The following is a 16257-nucleotide window of genomic DNA, read 5'->3' on the forward strand; positions in this document are numbered from 1 at the left end:
AGTGAAATGCAAAACACGCTGGTTAGTTCCAGAGGTTGTTCAGACCTCTAATATGGACTGTGGCCCGGCTTCCCTGAAGTGCTTGCTTGAAGGCTTTGGTGTATACACACATTACGGCCATTTACGCGATGCTTGCCAGACTGATGTAGATGGCACCTCAATAAATACTCTGGAAAAGATTGCGATAGAGTTAGGGCTGGATGCCGCCCAGATGGTAGTTCCTGTGGATCACCTTTTACTGAGTTCCACTGATTACTTACCAGGATTGGTTGTGGTGCGCCTACCTAATGGCAACACTCATTTTGTTGTGGCTTGGAGAAATCATCGCGGTATCGTGCAAGTGATGGACCCTGCCAGTGGCAGGCGTTGGCCTAGCGCACGTCGTTTTTTGGATGAGTTGCATGTCCACATCCTACGGGTGCCTCCTCAGGGCTGGAGAAGCTGGGCAGGTGGTGATGACTTTATTGCCCCGCTTAAAGAGCGTATTGCATACTTAAAGGTTGGCGATACTGTGGCCACCACGCTCTGTGACAAAGGGCTAAAAGATAAGAGTTGGCTGTCGCTGGCATTTCTCGATGCATCCGTTCGAATGCTCACCTCATTAGTTACGTCCGGGGCGATAAAGCGAGGAGCTGAAGTCAGTGGTATGTTGCAGCGGCTGTTTGTTGAGTTTTCTACAGATACCAGTCAAGCATTTTCTCTAGTGCCAGAGAGTTACTGGTGCGCTAGGCCGTCCCGTCCCAGTGGAAGTGAGCCGGCAGAGACAATTGAACTGTCGCCAGAGCAGCTGGCATTTAGTGGTGCGGTCATCGTGAGTGTTAAAGGGGTTCGCGATGTCAGTGAAGTTAAACCGAAATCGGAAGCGCTATCGAGGGCTTTGCGAGAGCCACAGGTTCAACCTCTCAAGCAACTATGGGGGTTGATGCGTGAAGATGGAATGATTGCGCCACTCTCTATATTTATTGCTATGCTCGGAGCGGTATTGGGGCTGATGTTCGAGGCCTTGCTTTTCCGTGGCCTGATTGATATTCACAGTGAGTTAGCGACAGAGATACAGCGAGCAGGCACGATTGCACTACTGCTGGTCTTCATGATCACATTACTGCTATTGCAGTTTCCTGCAGCAAAAATCCAAATGGTGGTAGGGCGGCGTTTAGAAAATCGATTTCGCATGCGTTTTTTAGCGGCGCTGCCCCAAGTACCCGATCACTTCTTTCAGAGCCGCCCGACCTCTGACACAGCCGAGCGCTCACATCGTATTGCCGCCTTAAGAGGTTTGCCTGTTCTTGGAACGAGTATCGTTTTTAAAATTTTCTCCCTGCTCGCTACTGCACTGGGAATAATTTGGCTTGCGCCTGTTGCTGCTCCTTTGGTGCTAATCATGTCGGTATTGCAAGTTGCTGTACCTTTGATGTTCCACCCAGTACTCACTGATTACAGTATGAGAGTACAAACTCATGCGGGAGCCTTGGCTCGCTTCTATATGGATGCGCTGCTGGGAGTTATCCCAATCCGTACGCACGGCGCTGGTGAGTCTGTACGGCGTGAGCATGAAAACCTGCTCACCGAATGGATAAGGGCTGGATACTCATCACTGAGTTTCCAACTCAATAGCCAGGCGGTACAGCTGTTGGTTAATTGCACTCTCAGTAGTGTATTGGTGATTTATTGTGTTAATGCACGAGGGGCAAGTCCCGATCTGCTTTTATTGATATATTGGGTGTTGGCACTGCCGCCACTGGGTGAAGAAATTGCGGGGCTGATGCGAAGTTATCCACGGCAGCGAAATTTTTTACTGAGAGCCCTCGAACCGCTGCAAGCAGTCACTGAAACTGATACAGATAAAAATTCCGCTGATAGTGTGGCATTTTTCCCGGCAAAACCGGTGGGAATTAAGTTTGAGAATGTCACCGTTAATGCCAGCGGTCGCACTATTCTCGACAGGGTAAATCTGGAAATCAGCCCCGGTGAGCAAATTGCTGTGGTCGGAGCATCCGGCGCTGGAAAATCTAGCCTTGCAGGGTTATTGCTGGGGTGGCACAAGCCCGCCAGTGGCCGTGTAATGCTCAACGGTGGAGAATTGAAGGGAGAATTACTGCATCGTTTTCGCCTTCACTGTGCCTGGGTTGATCCCGCAATTCAGCTGTGGAATAGCAGCCTTTTGGAGAACCTGAGTTACGGCAATAAGCCGGAAACTCCCCTTTACCCCATTTTACAGCAAGCGGATTTACTCAAGTTGGTAGCAGCGCTACCGGAGGGGCTGCAAAGCCCGCTAGGTGAAAGTGGTGCTCTGGTCAGTGGTGGTGAAGGGCAGCGTGTACGTCTGGGGCGCGCACTTGGCCGTGAGGAAACTGCTTGTGTGATTCTGGATGAACCGTTCCGGGGTCTTGATCGCCAACAGCGGCAGCGCTTGATGAACCGGGTGCGGGAGGTTTGGCAGGGGGTTACCCTGATCTGTATTACCCACGATATCAGCGAAACCCGGGACTTTCCTCGTGTTTTGGTCGTGGACGATGGTTGCATTATTGAAGATGGCAAGCCCAGTGAGCTTCAAGCCCAGGGCGATACGCGCTATGCACAGCTACTGGCAGCTGAAAGCAGTCTCTGGCAAGAGTGTTGGCAGAGTAGCAGTTGGCGTCACTTGCGTATGGCCAGCGGTCAATTGACAGAAGTGCAAGGAGTCCCTGGGGCGACACCGGCCTCCCGGTTTACGGAGGTTGCCAGTGAGCAGTAAAGAATTAATGCCCTATTGCTGGCCAGTGTCACAGCTGGAGGCCGCCTTACAAGCGTTAGCAAAATACAGCGGCTTGGAGCCAGAGGTAGCGGAGCACAAATCCCAGGGAAGCACCCTGGAGTTGAATGCCAGGTTGCAGGCAGGTGCCGAAGCTTTGGACTTGCAAGTGGAGCAGGTGAGTTGTAGCTATCCAGAGATGGAAACCATGTTGTTGGGAGCCGCCCCGGCACTGTTGCGGGTTCGCTTTCCCGAGGGGGAATATTTTATCGCACTGTGTGGTGGCAGGGGGCATAAGTTACAGCTGCTCACACCGGCACTGAATGTGGAGAAAGTTTGCCTAGAGCTGGTTATTCAGCAGCTGGCTCGCGAGCTTGAAGGGCCTCAGCGCGAACGAATCGAGCAACTGTTGGATAGTGCATGCATTAAAGGGCGTCGCCGCAAGAAAGCCATGGCTGCTCTGCTGCGGGAAAATCTTGCGGGCGTACGCCTGGATGATTTCTGGCTGTTGCGTCAACCCTCTCACCGGTCTTTCCGCTTACAGCTTCGCCAGCGCGGGTTGTATTGGCGCTTTGCCGCCATGCTTGCCTGTCACAGTGCCCAGATGACTATTTTTCTGTGCAGTTGGTGGGTAATAGGTAGGGCTGTGCTCGAGGGCCATATTGATACCGGCTGGCTATCTGCCTGGGTATTGCTATTGGTGACTCAGGTTCCCCTATCTTTGCTCACAGCCCGAATGCGAGGAGTGCTCTCTGTTGAGACAGGTGCACTCCTGAAGCAGCGACTGCTTGCCAGCGCGCTGCGCGTTATTCCCAGTCGTATTCGCCATATGGGGTCGGGTCAGGTATTGGGCAGGGTTTATGATGCGGAGAATATAGAAGCCAGTGCATTGCAGGGTGCCTTTTTATTGTTGCTTGGCGCTGTAGAACTGTTAATTGCAGCCTCAATTTTACTGATGGGAGCTGGTGGCCTTATCTACGCAGCAATTTTGCCCCTATTTTTAGCGGTTGCGTTTTTCCTGGGGCGGGCACAGTACTACGGCCGCAAAGAGTGGACGTTACAGCGCCTTTCAATGACCCACCGTTTGATTGAGAAAATGATCGGCCACCGCACCCGCCTCGCGCAGCAGGCACCTGGCGACTGGCACCGGGGCGAAGACAGTGAGTTAAATAACTACCTGGAAATTTCCTCTCACATGGATAACACCATGGCGCGTTTGCAGGCTTTTTTGCCGCGCCTCTGGTTACTTCTTGGGGTAGTGGGGTTGGCTCCAATATTTATCGCTAACAGTGTCAGTAGTACCCAGCTCGCGATTGCCTTTGGAGGCATGTTGTTGGGGTATCGCGCGGTCTTGAAGTGTATGAGTGGCTTTACCAGTGCTTTGAATGCAGCAATTTCCTGGGAAAAAGCACGTGAATTATTTTTCTTGGAAGAGCGCATTGTAAAGGGAAGCGTGGGGTCGGCAATGGTTACGCCGTCGGGCCAGCAAAGTTCCTCGCAACCACTGTGTTATTTACGCGATATCGGCTTTACTTACAAAGGAAAAGATCAAGCGGCGTTGGCGGGTTGCAATCTCAGTATTTATCCTGGCGATCGGCTTTTACTACAGGGCGCTTCTGGTTCAGGTAAATCTACTTTAGCGAATATTCTTACCGGTATTCAGCGGCCGGATGAAGGTTTATTACTACTTAATGGCTACGACCGGGCGAGTATTGGTGCTGAGCCTTGGCGCAGGATGGTCGCCTCCTCTCCCCAATTTCATGAAAACCATGTGTTGGGAGACTCATTTTTATTCAATTTATTGATGGGAGATCAGTGGCCGCCACGTCAGGAGAGCCTGCGCAAGGCTTATGCAATTTGTGATGAGTTGGGTCTCACCCCGCTTCTTCGAAAAATGCCTGCGGGAATTTTACAGACGGTAGGGGAAATGGGGTGGCGGTTGTCTCACGGAGAGATGAGCCGTTTATTTATCGCCCGTGCACTTTTGCAAAATGCTGAGTTAGTGGTGCTGGATGAAAGTTTTGCGGCACTCGATCCGGAAAACCTCCGTATGGCGGTAGCCTGCGTACAGAAAAACGCAAAAACTTTGATGGTGATTGCCCACCCATAGAGCGATAAGTTTTTTATTGGGAATTTTTACCTCCACTTTACTTAAGTAATCTATGGGAGGATAAGTCTTATGTACCTCGAACCTGATATTCAGACTGATCTAACAGCTGTATACCTTTCTTTCCATAGTTGGTTAGAGCTTAAGCCTATGGCTAGTTATTCTAAGGCCCTCCCATAAAAAAGCCCGCTGACGCGGGCTTTTTTGTTATCAGGGTTAAGTCTTAAGCTTCTTATAATGCATGCGATGGGGTGTTGCATCCTCACCTTTGCGCTGCACAAAGTCCTCGTGGTACTCGGTATAGTTACCCTCGAAGAATATCGCTTCACTCTCACCCTCATAGGCGAGGATATGGGTGGCAACGCGGTCCAGGAACCAGCGATCGTGCGAGATTACCAGGGCGCAGCCGGGGAAGTTGAGCAGGGCTTCTTCCAGGGCGCGCAGGGTTTCGATATCCAGATCGTTGGAGGGTTCATCCAGCAGCAGTACGTTGGCGCCCTGCTTGAGGGTATAGGCCAGGTGCAGGCGCCCGCGCTCACCGCCGGAGAGTTCGCCTACGCGCTTCTGCTGGTCACTGCCCTTGAAGTTAAAGCGGCCAACATAGTTGCGCGAGCCCACTTCGTAGTTGTTGATCTTGAGCATATCGTGGCCGTCTGAGATGGCTTCCCATACGGTCTTGCTGTCATCCAGATTTTCACGGCCCTGTTCAACGTAGGCGACCTTAACGGTTTCACCCATCTTGATCTCGCCGGAGTCCGGCTGTTCGGTGCCGCTGATCATACGGAACAGGGTGGACTTACCGGCACCGTTACCGCCGACGATACCTACAATTGCGCCCTTGGGCACGCGGAAAGACAGGTTGTCGATCAGCAGGCGCTCGCCGAAGCCTTTGCTCACACCTTTAAACTCAATCACATTGTCGCCGAGACGCTCGCCGGGCGGAATGTAGATTTCGTTGGTCTCGTTGCGGGCCTGGAAATCCTGGGACTGCATTTCTTCCAGGCGGGACAAGCGGGCCTTGTTCTTGGACTGACGGCCCTTGGGATTTTGGCGGGCCCACTCGAGTTCCTTTTGCATGGCTTTGGCGCGGGCCTGTTCGCCGCGCTGCTCTTGCTCCAGGCGCTTTTCTTTCTGTTCCAGCCAAGTGGTGTAGTTGCCTTCCCAGGGGATGCCGTGGCCGCGGTCCAGTTCCAGAATCCAGCCGGCAACATTGTCGAGGAAGTAGCGATCGTGGGTGATGGCTACCACAGTGCCGGTGAAATCGTGTAGGAAGCGCTCCAGCCAGAATACGGATTCCGCATCCAGGTGGTTGGTGGGTTCGTCGAGAAGCAGCATATCCGGGCGGGACAGCAGCAGGCGGCAAAGGGCCACACGGCGCTTCTCACCGCCGGACAGATTGTTTACGTCCGCATCCCAGGGGGGCAGGCGCAGTGCGTCTGCGGCAACTTCCAGGCGGTGCTCCAGATTGTGGGCGTCCCAGGCCTGGATAATGTCTTCGAACTGTTGCTGTTTCTTGGCCAGGGCATCGAAGTCTGCATCGGGCTCGGCGTAATCGGCGTAGACCTGCTCCAGGCCGGCGAGGGCGTCGATGGCTTCGCGTACACCGTCCTCTACGTTGCCGCGCACGGTCTTGCTGGCATCGAGTTGCGGTTCCTGGGGCAGGTAGCCAACCTTGATGCCGGGCATTGCGCGGGCTTCGCCGTTAAAGTCCTGGTCGACCCCAGCCATAATGCGCAGCAGGGTAGATTTACCTGCGCCGTTGAGGCCGAGTACGCCGATCTTGGCGCCGGGGAAGAAGGAGAGGGAGATGTCCTTGAGGATCTCGCGCTTGGGGGGCACTACTTTGCCCACCCGGTTCATGGTGTATACGTATTCGGCCATTTGGGGTTCCGTAATGGGTGTTGGAATCGGTCAGATTTTGCGCGCAACTTATCAGTTTGCGTAAAAAGTGCAACCGGGCATGTCTGAGGTAGCCCGCTGTACTCGCGTGTGGCTGACGTCAAATGTGATCTGTGTTTAACTGCGACACTATCTAGTACAAGAGCTATAAGACGAATAAAAATGGATCAGGATTCCCCGGTGTTGTTTTCCCGACGCGGCGCCCTGGCGATCGCGACGTTAAACCTCCCCAAGGCTCTCAATGCCTTAAATTCACCCATGATCGACTTGTTGTCGGCCCAGTTGGACCGCTGGGCTGAAGACACTGAAGTCGCAGCAGTCTGGATCGATGGCAGTGGCGACAAGGCGCTGTGCGCTGGCGGCGATGTGGTGGCGCTGTATCGGGAGTCCGCCGCCTATGGTGAGACACCGGACTACGGATTCACCACCGACTTCTTCTCCCGCGAATATCGCCTGGACTACCAGATTCACACTTACGCCAAGCCCGTCGTGGTGTGGGGCGATGGCTTCGTGATGGGGGGCGGTATCGGCATTATGGCGGGAGCCAGCCACCGGATTGTGACCGAAACCACTCGCATGGCAATGCCAGAGATTACGATTGGTTTGTTTCCCGATGTGGGGGGCAGCTGGTTCCTGAATCGTATGCCCGGGCGCCTTGGACTTTTCCTGGGGCTGACCGGTGCGCAGTTTAATGGCGCCGATGCCCTGTTTGCCGGTATGGCGGACCGCATGATAGGCCAGGACCAGCGGGAATCAGTCTTGTCTGCGCTCGCAGGGCTCAGTTTTGGTGAAAACCTGGAAGCCAATCACCAGTTAATTAGCAATTGCCTTAAATCCCAGGAGCTGTCCCTTCTGGAGCGGCCTGAGTCTGCTCTGCGAGACCATTATGACCAAATCCAGCAGCTTACCGATTTTGCCACCTTGCCAGAGGTTTGTGCCGCCATCAGTGCATACCAGGGTGTGGATAAGTGGTTGCAGCGGGCAGCTGCCACTTTGGCTGGAGGCTCTCCGCTAACACCTTGGATTGTGTGGGAGCAATTACAGCGGGCTCGACACCTGTCCCTGGCGGATATCTACCGCATGGAGTTGGCACTCGCGGTAAACCTCTGTGCCAGTGGCCACTTCAAGGAAGGGGTGCGCGCGCTGTTGATTGATAAAGACCGCGAACCCAAGTGGCAACCTGACAGCTTGGAACAGATTACACCTGCGCAGGTGGAAAGCTGCTTTGAGGGACCCTGGGGCGGTGAGCACCCGCTGGCCGACTTGTAGATATCGTATTTACCGAGCGTCCCGGGCTGTTAATCGCCAGGGATACCAACAACAAAATAGGGAGTGGCTTTTATGGAAAAGATAGCCTTTTTTGGTTTGGGTAATATGGGTGGCCCCATGGCTGCCAACTTGGCGAAGGCCGGCTATACCGTAGCGGCATTTGATTTGAGCCCTGTTGCTCTGGAACAGGCACAGCGAGACGGCTGCCTGCCCTGTGACAGTGCTCAACAGGCTGTTGAGGGCGCGGATATCGTAATTTCCATGCTGCCCAGTGGCGACGCAGTGAAAGGGCTCTACCTGGGAGAGACTGGGTTGTTGCAGCAACTCCCGGCCGATACCCTGATTATCGACTGCTCGACTATCTCCGCAGAAGATGCCTGCCTGGTCAGCCAGGCTGCCAGGGAGCATGGGTTGAGAGCGATAGATGCCCCGGTATCCGGTGGTACAGCTGCCGCACAGGCGGGGACGCTTTGCTTTATGTGCGGCGGGGATGAAGCGGCATTCGATGCAGCGCGGGCCCCGCTGCAGGTTATGGGCAGCAAGATATTCCTCGCCGGTGCTGCCGGTGCCGGGCAGGTGGCAAAGATTTGCAACAATCTGTTGCTCGCGATCCATATGACCGGTACCGCAGAAGCGTTACAGCTGGGAGTGGATAAGGGGCTGGATGCCAAGGTACTGAGCGATATTATGCGAGAAAGTTCGGGTAATAATTGGTCCCTGGCTAACTACAATCCCTACCCGGGCACTATGGAGAGCGTGCCTTCGGCAAAGGGCTATGCCGGTGGTTTCAGTGTGGCATTGATGCTCAAGGACCTGGGGTTGGCTATGGATGCCGCCTCAACCAGTGCATCTTCTACTCCGATGGGAGCTCTGGCGAAAAATCTTTTCCAACTGCATGGCGCCAGTGAGGAAAACCAGCAGTTGGATTTTTCCAGTATTCAGAATATGTTCCGGCGCCCGGCGGGTAGCCTTACCTAGGGCTTATCTATAGGTCCTACACCGCAGTCAGGCAGCATTGGCTGTGGTGTAGTTTTAGGCGGTTTTACATAGTTGTACTGATGTCGCCTAATGGAAAAATTTGCGACAGTTCGCAAATTGGCAATTAGGTGCCAAATAGTGCAGGCTGCTCTGTTCCCAGCGGCAGCGAGAGTCGCTATCTTGCCAATCCCTTCCCGGAAATGGGCCCCCCTTTACCAACGCAATAGCTGTGCAGTCGTATGGCTTCAGTGGATTTTTTTCCAGGTAATTCGGCAGCTTGATTTGGATCAAGCTGTTCCAGTTAGCCTGCGGGTAACCTGTCCGCGACTTGTGATTGTGCCTGGAGGGGGGCCCTTCCTGAGTCGGGAAAAATGCCTAATCGCTTTATGGAGAAGTTAATGAATCGTATAACTGCTTGTGCGACAGCCGCTTTGACCGCCGTACTTACTGCACCCGCACTGGCCTATGAACAAGGCAGTTTAATTCTGCGCGGTGGCATGGCCACTGTAGCACCCGATGCTAATTCCAGCGTGCTTTCCTTGAATGGGACCGGCATCAACCAAACTGGCGTTGATGTGGATAATGGTTCCGCACTGGGCCTGACCGGCGTCTACATGTTCCGCGATCACTGGGGCTTGGAACTGGTTGCTGCAACGCCGTTCAGCCACGATATCGAAGTTGTGGGCGAGGGCCTGGGCAGCTTTGATCTGGGGGAAACCAAGCACCTGCCACCGACTCTGTTGGTTCAATGGTATCCGATGGAGCCGCAGTCCAACATTCAGCCGTATGTTGGCCTGGGTGTGAACTACACCGCTTTCTTTGATGAAGAAATCAGCAGCACCGCCGATAGTGCTTTCGCAAGCCTTGGCGCTACCGGTGATGCAGAGCTCTCCCTGGACAATTCATTTGGCCTGGCAGCAGAAGCTGGTATCGATTTTACCTTCGGTGCCGATCAACGCTGGCTGTTCAATATGTCCGTGTTCTGGATGGACATCGAGACCGACGCCACAGTCAAAGTACCTGGCCTGGGTGAAGTGACGGCCAATGTGGATATTGATCCGCTGGTTTACATGGCTGGTCTGGGCTACCGCTTCTAACAGGTAGCAATAAATAGGTCTGGGGTAGAGCAGTCACTGCGGTTTTCTGGTCGAAGACCCGGTGGCTGCTTTTTTGTTTGTGTCGGATTTTCAAGCAAACTACCGAACGAGGTGTGAATGAATATGAAGCAAGAGATTAAAAGCCCCGTGGGAGGGTTGTCTGAAGAACTCTTATCCCGTTATAGCGGACCCTGCCCGCGCTACACCTCGTATCCTACCGCCGATCGTTTTCACACATTAAATGGAATTGAGCCTTGGGCAGCACTGCAGGATATTCGCAGCTTGTCCCTTTATGTTCATATTCCTTTTTGCCGTTCTCTTTGTTACTTCTGCGCCTGTAATAAAGTAATTACTCACCAGTATGGGTTGGCTTCCAGTTATCTGGATCACCTGCTGCAGGAGGCCCAGTGGTACCGGGATAAAGTGGCTGATGTCCCCGTCACCCAATTACACTTGGGCGGTGGTACGCCGACTTTCTTGAGTGATAGTGATATGCGTCGCTTAATGGGGGGGCTGGCTGAAGTTTTTGATTTGCGCCCAGGCGATGGGGTTGAATACAGTATTGAGGCCGATCCACGTACCCTTGAGTTAGAGACCCTGGATACTCTGCGAGAACTGGGTTTTAACCGCTTGAGCTTGGGGGTGCAGGATTTCGATATCGAAGTGCAGCGTTCAATCAATCGTATCTGCAGTGCCGACCAAGTCACGGAGTTGACCGTAGCGGCGCGTGAGCGCGGGTTTGAGTCTATTTCCTACGATCTGATTTACGGACTACCCAAGCAGGGACTGAGCAGCCTGCACCGCACTTTGGATAAAGTGCTGGAGCTGCAACCGGACCGCATCGCTCTCTATCACTATGCACACCTGCCGCACCGATTTAAGGCCCAGCGCCTGATTGATACGGATTTAATTCCTTCCGCCGCAGAAAAAGTGGCGATGCAGCTGGCGGCTGTAGAGCACCTGGGTAAGGCTGGGTATGAATTTTTGGGGATGGATCACTTTGCCCGCCCTGGGGATGAACTGGCTAAGGCAGCCCATGCCGGTATGTTGCAACGCAATTTCCAGGGGTACACCCTAATGCCGGCAGATGCTTTGGTTGGATTGGGAGCGTCTGCAATCAGCTACAGTCGCGATGGCTACTGGCAAAATTTACATCGCTTAAAAGAATATACTCAGGCGATTGGAGAAGGGAAATCTGCAGCCTGTCGCGGCTGGTTAATGGATGATGAAGATCGTTTGCGCCAGTGGATTATTAGTGAATTAATGTGTCGTTTGCGCTTGGATAAAAACCTTGTTGAACAGCGTATAGGTGCTTGCTTTGAGGAGTATTTCTCTGAGGAATTAGCGCGCTTACAGCCTATGTTTGACGATGGTCTAATTTATCAGGATAACGAAAATATTATTGTTACCGAGGAAGGCCGCTGGTTCGTGAGAAATGTTGCTGCTGCATTTGATATGTATTTGCACAGTCAAGAAACAGATGCGAAATATTCACGTGTTCTATAGCTACCGGCAGGAGACTAACGGCTCAACAGCCGTTACAATTGCGGCAAATTAGTTTACCGACCGGTTTAGTATGATGGATTCCTCTACAGCTGTTAGTTGCGGCAACTGTTCAGTCAGACGTTTGTGCTTGCCAGCTGGTTTGTGTCAGTCTGATATTGATCGGCTAGAGCAGATCACGCGTCGAAAGAAAATAATTAAAGCGGGGGAGACCCTTTACAGAGCTGGCGATCCATTTGCCAACCTCTATGCAATTCGTTCAGGTAGTTTTAAAACTGTGGTGATTGCTGCAGATGGTGACACTCAGGTCACCCACTTCGCTTTACCTGGGGAACTGCTCGGTCTGGATGCCTACAGTACTCGGGTACATCCGAGTTATGCGGAAGCATTGGAAGACAGTAGTGTTTGTCTGCTGCCTTTTACTCAACTGGAAATTTTGGCCCAGCAGGTGACAGCCCTGCAGCAGCAGATTTACAGCATTTTTTCTGAAGAGTTACGCCAGGAAAATGATATTTTAATGTTGTTGGGTAAACGCTCTGCCGATACTCGTTTGGCGGCTCTTCTGATTAATATTTCCAGCCGTTACGCTCGTCGTGGATACTCTCACAGTGCCTTTGTTTTATCGATGCCGCGCACTGATATCGCCAATTATCTGGGTTTGACAGCGGAAACTGTCAGCCGGCTTTTCTCGCGTTTTCAGCGAGAAAAATTAATTAAGGTGAGTGGCCGATCAGTTGAGATTGTTAATTTAATTGAACTCAGTGAGCTAGCGGGTACTCACTGCGGATATGATGAAGACTGAATCTTGAAATAGTGTCCTGGCTTTATGGTCAGCCAGGACACTACCCAACTTACTAAACTCCAGCAACCGTTTCGATTGCTGATATTGCCTCCGCCCACTTTTCTTTATCTGCCTCTGAAATGTAGCTCGCTTTGAAACTATTCAGGGCCAGTTTTTTCGCCTGCTCTTTGGTCATGCCCAGACTTTCGCTAAGGGCCAGATAATTTTTATTCACGTAACCGCCAAAGTAAGCGGGATCATCTGCATTAACCGTGACACACAGCCCGCGCTCGAGGAGTGACAAAATGGGGTGTTGGCTCATATTGTCGTACACACAGAGTGCGGTATTGGAGAGCGGGCAAACAGTCAGGGGAATATTTTCTGCTTTCAGGCGCTCAATTAGTGCTTCATCCTCAACGCAGCGAACCCCATGGTCGACACGGCTCACGTCCAGAAGATCGAGAGCCTCTACGATATAATCGGCAGGTCCCTCTTCACCGGCGTGGGCAACTCTCTCAAGCCCTAGCTCTTTGGCCATAGCAAAAACTTTTTGAAATTTTCTGGGTGGATGACCCAGCTCAGAAGAGTCCAGCCCTACACCTTTTATTAAGTTCAGGTATGGTTTTGCCGCTTCCAAGGTGGCAATTGCTTCCTCTTCACTCAGGTGGCGTAAGAAGCACAAAATAAGGTGACTACTTATTCCCCACTCATTTCTTGCATCATCAAGAGCACTGTTAATACCCTTGATAACCACACCGATATCAATGCCCCTCTCTGTATGGGTTTGGGGGTCAAAGAAGATCTCTGTGTGGACAACATTGTCTTCACGACAGCGCTTGAGATAAGCCATGGTCAGATCATAAAAATCCCGCTCATGGATCAGGACCGAAGCGCCTTGATAATAAATATCGAGGAACGACTGTAAATTATGAAATTTATAGGCTGCTTTAATTTCCTCAATACTGGAAAAGGGAATTTCAATATTGTTGCGCTTGCTCAACTCGAACATTAGCTCCGGTTCCAGTGAACCCTCGATATGGAGATGAAGCTCGGCTTTTGGCAGTGCTTTCAAAAAGTTCAAATCAGCAATGGACATATAAATACCTTGTTGCGGGACTACCTGTGAATGTGAATGCGCCGGAGGCAATCCAACATTCCTACTCACAGAAACTGTCTGGGCTATAAAAGGGCGCTAATGGTATCAGGTTACGTTCTCTGAGAATAAAGCTGGTTACGGATTATTCTGGCAAGTTAGCCCTATGCTTAGCAGCAGCCAGCTACACCGCCAGAAAATACACTGATCGGTTTACTTGTTGCTTTTTATGTGTATACTGCACCGAGTAGTTTACATCTTGAGATTGATTAACGGATACTGAGGAGAGAGCAATGAGTAAGGTTGCCTTGATTACCGGGACTTCCACAGGGCTGGGGCAGAGTCTGGCGCTGCAAATGGTCAAGCAGGGGTTTAGGGTCTTTGCCACCATGAGAGATCTCTCCAAGGCCGACCAGCTGATAAATGCGGCTCCTCAGGGGGCGGCTCTCGAAGTGATGGAATTGGATGTAACAGATTCTGACAGTATTCAGAACTGCGTAGATACCATTATCCGGGATGCTGGGCATATCGATTTATTGATCAACAATGCTGGCGCTGGTTTTGTAAAGACCACTGAGCATGCCAGCGAAGAAGAGATACGCTGGGTGACGGATGTGAACTACCTCGGTGTAGTTCGCTGCACTAAAGCAGTTTTACCCCATATGCGCGAAGCTCGTAGTGGACACGTTATCAATATTTCGTCAGTGGGCGGGCTAGTTGGGCAGCCGTTCAATGAGCTGTATTGTGCGGCAAAATTTGCTGTTGAGGGTTATACAGAAGCCATGGCAAGTTATATAAATCCTGCCTTTAATATCAATTTTACCGCTGTCGAGCCCGGTGGTATCCACTCGGAGTTTGCCAATAATGTACTTTCGCAGTTGGAGCAGAGCCAGGGGTACCCCGAAGATGAATACCAGGGGGTCTTCAATCAGTATATTGGTGGTATGAGGTCTCGGAGCCCAGAGAAGACGGCAGAAATATATCAAACTTGTGACCAAGTAGTTGGCGTGGTTTTGCAGGTTGTACAGGCTGAGGATCCACCAATTAGAGTCAGGACATCCTCCTGGGCCAATGAACTGTGTAATTTTAAGATAGGCTTAGATGATAATGGGAAAAAACAGCAGAAAATGGTGGTCGAGAGTTTTTTGCCGAATATCTAGACCTTCATTTCTTGGTAGGTTAGTAATTCCCCGTGAGCTAAATGAGTAAAATCCAGTTTTAATTTTGAGAATTTTACGTCTAGGGTGATCTATTAGGTGTCCAGCGGGTTCATTTTTGCAGTTGGCAAAGTAGCCCGCTCGGGTGTGTAATTTATTCACGGCAGGATGAATTCCCTATTTGATGCCCTGATTAACAGTACAATAGAGAACATATTTTTTTGGCTGCCTTTTTATGAGTAAGGCATCAGCAGCGGTAAGTTGCAGTAACTGTTCAGTCAGACGTTTATGTTTGCCTGCGGGGCTGGAACAAGCGGATATTGATCGGCTTGAGTGCGTTAGTCGTAGGAAAAAAGTGATTAAAGCGGGAGAGCCTCTTTATCGTGCAGGTGACCCGTTCCAAAGCCTCTATGCAATCCGCTCCGGAAGCTTTAAAGGCGTGGTTATTGCTGCAGATGGAGATTCTCAGGTAACCCATTTTGCCCTTCCTGGAGAGCTTCTAGGGCTCGATGCTTATAGTAGTCGGCTCCACCCGAGCTATGCAGTGGCCCTTGAAGATAGCAGTGTATGTCTTCTTCCATTCGATCAGTTGGAAAATCTCGCTCAGGAAGTTCCAGCTTTACAGCAGCAAATCTATAGCATCTTTTCTGAAGAGTTGCGCCAGGAGAATGAGGTTTTAATGCTGCTTGGTAAGCGTTCAGCGGATGCTCGTCTCGCTGCTTTACTTATGAATATATCCAGCCGTTATGCCTGCCGAGGTTACTCCCCTCGCGAATTTGTGCTTTCTATGCCTAGAATAGATATTGCCGACTATCTCGGATTAACGGCAGAAACGATAAGTCGTATATTTTCTCGTTTTCAGCGTGAGGGGCTGATAAAAGTTAGTGGTAGGATGATTGAGATTTTAAATATAGTTGCACTAAGTGATTTGGCGGGTACCCATCTTAGTTATGAGAATGATCAATGAATTTTTTTGGGGCTTATTTGAATTGCTGCATGTTATAGAAAGATATTAATTGACTGTCGTAAAGTTCAACTTTCTGTTTTATAAATTACTCTGCTATTTTTCTAGGTTTGTGGGTGTTTTAGCTGTAAATGCTGATACTAGATTATTTATACGGTGGCATCAGTTGGCAGGTGCCATGTAATTATAATTTATTTTCAGGCCTGTTTTTTATGACTGATTAATAATTCATTCGTGGAAAACGATTTTCCCCGATCTCTGTTAGCTATAAGTTTTCCAGGAAATGTTTACCTGAGCATAGTAATCTTTCAGTTAAGGTGCTGAAAAGTGCAAAAAAATAATAAGGTGAAAAGGGAAGAAATCATGCCAGTTAGAAGGCTTGACCTAGTTAAGAGTTTTGCAGTGGATGGGGCTTAGGTCGAAGCTGCGCCCAACTTAGCTATTTCTACTCATGGGGCGATAATCAAGCAATTTTTTACCCGAAAGGGCATGGGGGAGATGATCTATTTTTCTTTTCTCCACATGATTGCTTTCTAGATGATCCGGGTATTAGTAGTGCCTTAACGGGTAATGCGAAATGTCGCGAGTAGGTAGGCAAAGGAAAGCTTTGTCATAATTATACGCTAAGTAAATTTTAAGAATCCCATGGCACAACTACAGGTCAGATTCCCGGTCGTG

Annotated in this window: 11 protein-coding genes; 9 read left to right on the plus strand and 2 right to left on the minus strand. The window is 51.0% G+C overall.

Features of this window, described 5'->3' with window-relative positions; translation table 11 throughout:
- Position 1: 1 nt before the first annotated feature.
- Together P0078_RS17385 and P0078_RS17390 are read left to right on the plus strand one after the other, a co-directional pair.
- On the plus strand, positions 2–2734 hold the full coding sequence (locus P0078_RS17385) for an ATP-binding cassette domain-containing protein (protein WP_282931177.1): 2733 nt from the start codon (positions 2–4) through the stop codon (positions 2732–2734).
- On the plus strand, positions 2724–4841 hold the full coding sequence (locus P0078_RS17390) for an ATP-binding cassette domain-containing protein (RefSeq protein WP_282931178.1): 2118 nt from the start codon (positions 2724–2726) through the stop codon (positions 4839–4841). Before P0078_RS17385 ends, P0078_RS17390 begins: the two co-directional genes overlap by 11 nt.
- 213 nt (positions 4842–5054) lie before the next feature.
- Here the strand turns inward: P0078_RS17390 and ettA are convergent, their stop codons facing one another.
- Positions 5055–6719 carry an energy-dependent translational throttle protein EttA gene (gene ettA, locus P0078_RS17395; RefSeq protein ID WP_282931179.1) on the minus strand — a complete coding sequence of 555 codons (1665 nt, stop codon included), beginning with the start codon at positions 6717–6719 and terminating at the stop codon, positions 5055–5057.
- Between the two features lie 180 nt (positions 6720–6899).
- Between ettA and P0078_RS17400 the strand changes: the two genes are divergently transcribed.
- The 5 genes from P0078_RS17400 to fnr (P0078_RS17420) all read left to right on the plus strand — a co-directional run bounded on the left by P0078_RS17400 (position 6900) and on the right by fnr (P0078_RS17420) (position 12386).
- Entirely contained in the window at positions 6900–8006 is a 1107-nt protein-coding gene (locus P0078_RS17400; protein WP_282931180.1) for an enoyl-CoA hydratase/isomerase family protein, read from the plus strand.
- Between the two features lie 72 nt (positions 8007–8078).
- On the plus strand, positions 8079–8984 hold the full coding sequence (gene mmsB / locus P0078_RS17405) for a 3-hydroxyisobutyrate dehydrogenase (RefSeq protein WP_282931181.1): 906 nt from the start codon (positions 8079–8081) through the stop codon (positions 8982–8984).
- Positions 8985–9382: 398 nt separating this feature from the next.
- Positions 9383–10081: an OmpW/AlkL family protein gene (locus tag P0078_RS17410; protein WP_282931182.1), complete on the plus strand. Its 699-nt coding sequence runs from the start codon at positions 9383–9385 to the stop codon at positions 10079–10081.
- 123 nt (positions 10082–10204) lie between these two features.
- Positions 10205–11587: an oxygen-independent coproporphyrinogen III oxidase gene (hemN, locus tag P0078_RS17415; RefSeq protein ID WP_282931183.1), complete on the plus strand. Its 1383-nt coding sequence runs from the start codon at positions 10205–10207 to the stop codon at positions 11585–11587.
- A gap of 70 nt (positions 11588–11657) precedes the next feature.
- On the plus strand, positions 11658–12386 hold the full coding sequence (gene fnr, locus P0078_RS17420) for a fumarate/nitrate reduction transcriptional regulator Fnr (RefSeq protein ID WP_282931184.1): 729 nt from the start codon (positions 11658–11660) through the stop codon (positions 12384–12386).
- A gap of 52 nt (positions 12387–12438) precedes the next feature.
- On the opposite strand, the gene P0078_RS17425 is transcribed toward fnr (P0078_RS17420), so the two are convergent.
- Positions 12439–13461 (minus strand): adenosine deaminase, encoded by a 1023-nt coding sequence (locus tag P0078_RS17425; protein WP_282931185.1) that lies wholly within the window; start codon positions 13459–13461, stop codon positions 12439–12441.
- A gap of 290 nt (positions 13462–13751) precedes the next feature.
- Between P0078_RS17425 and P0078_RS17430 the strand changes: the two genes are divergently transcribed.
- Both P0078_RS17430 and fnr (P0078_RS17435) read left to right on the plus strand, forming a co-directional pair.
- Positions 13752–14618 (plus strand): SDR family oxidoreductase, encoded by an 867-nt coding sequence (locus P0078_RS17430; RefSeq protein ID WP_282931186.1) that lies wholly within the window; start codon positions 13752–13754, stop codon positions 14616–14618.
- Positions 14619–14850: 232 nt separating this feature from the next.
- A complete protein-coding gene (gene fnr / locus P0078_RS17435) occupies positions 14851–15582 on the plus strand; it encodes a fumarate/nitrate reduction transcriptional regulator Fnr (RefSeq protein WP_282931187.1) in 732 nt (243 codons plus the stop codon).
- Positions 15583–16257: the final 675 nt, after the last annotated feature.

This window comes from Microbulbifer sp. VAAF005 (genome assembly GCF_030012985.1).
In the GTDB taxonomy this organism is placed as follows: Bacteria; Pseudomonadota; Gammaproteobacteria; order Pseudomonadales; family Cellvibrionaceae; genus Microbulbifer.

Coding starts and splice junctions, on each gene's coding strand:
- ettA (WP_282931179.1), bottom strand. CDS start 6,719: ATGGCCGAATACGTATACACCATGAACCGGGTGGGCAAAGTAGTGCCC.
- P0078_RS17400 (WP_282931180.1), top strand. CDS start 6,900: ATGGATCAGGATTCCCCGGTGTTGTTTTCCCGACGCGGCGCCCTGGCG.
- mmsB (WP_282931181.1), top strand. CDS start 8,079: ATGGAAAAGATAGCCTTTTTTGGTTTGGGTAATATGGGTGGCCCCATG.
- P0078_RS17410 (WP_282931182.1), top strand. CDS start 9,383: ATGAATCGTATAACTGCTTGTGCGACAGCCGCTTTGACCGCCGTACTT.
- hemN (WP_282931183.1), top strand. CDS start 10,205: ATGAAGCAAGAGATTAAAAGCCCCGTGGGAGGGTTGTCTGAAGAACTC.
- fnr (WP_282931184.1), top strand. CDS start 11,658: ATGATGGATTCCTCTACAGCTGTTAGTTGCGGCAACTGTTCAGTCAGA.
- P0078_RS17425 (WP_282931185.1), bottom strand. CDS start 13,461: ATGTCCATTGCTGATTTGAACTTTTTGAAAGCACTGCCAAAAGCCGAG.
- P0078_RS17430 (WP_282931186.1), top strand. CDS start 13,752: ATGAGTAAGGTTGCCTTGATTACCGGGACTTCCACAGGGCTGGGGCAG.
- fnr (WP_282931187.1), top strand. CDS start 14,851: ATGAGTAAGGCATCAGCAGCGGTAAGTTGCAGTAACTGTTCAGTCAGA.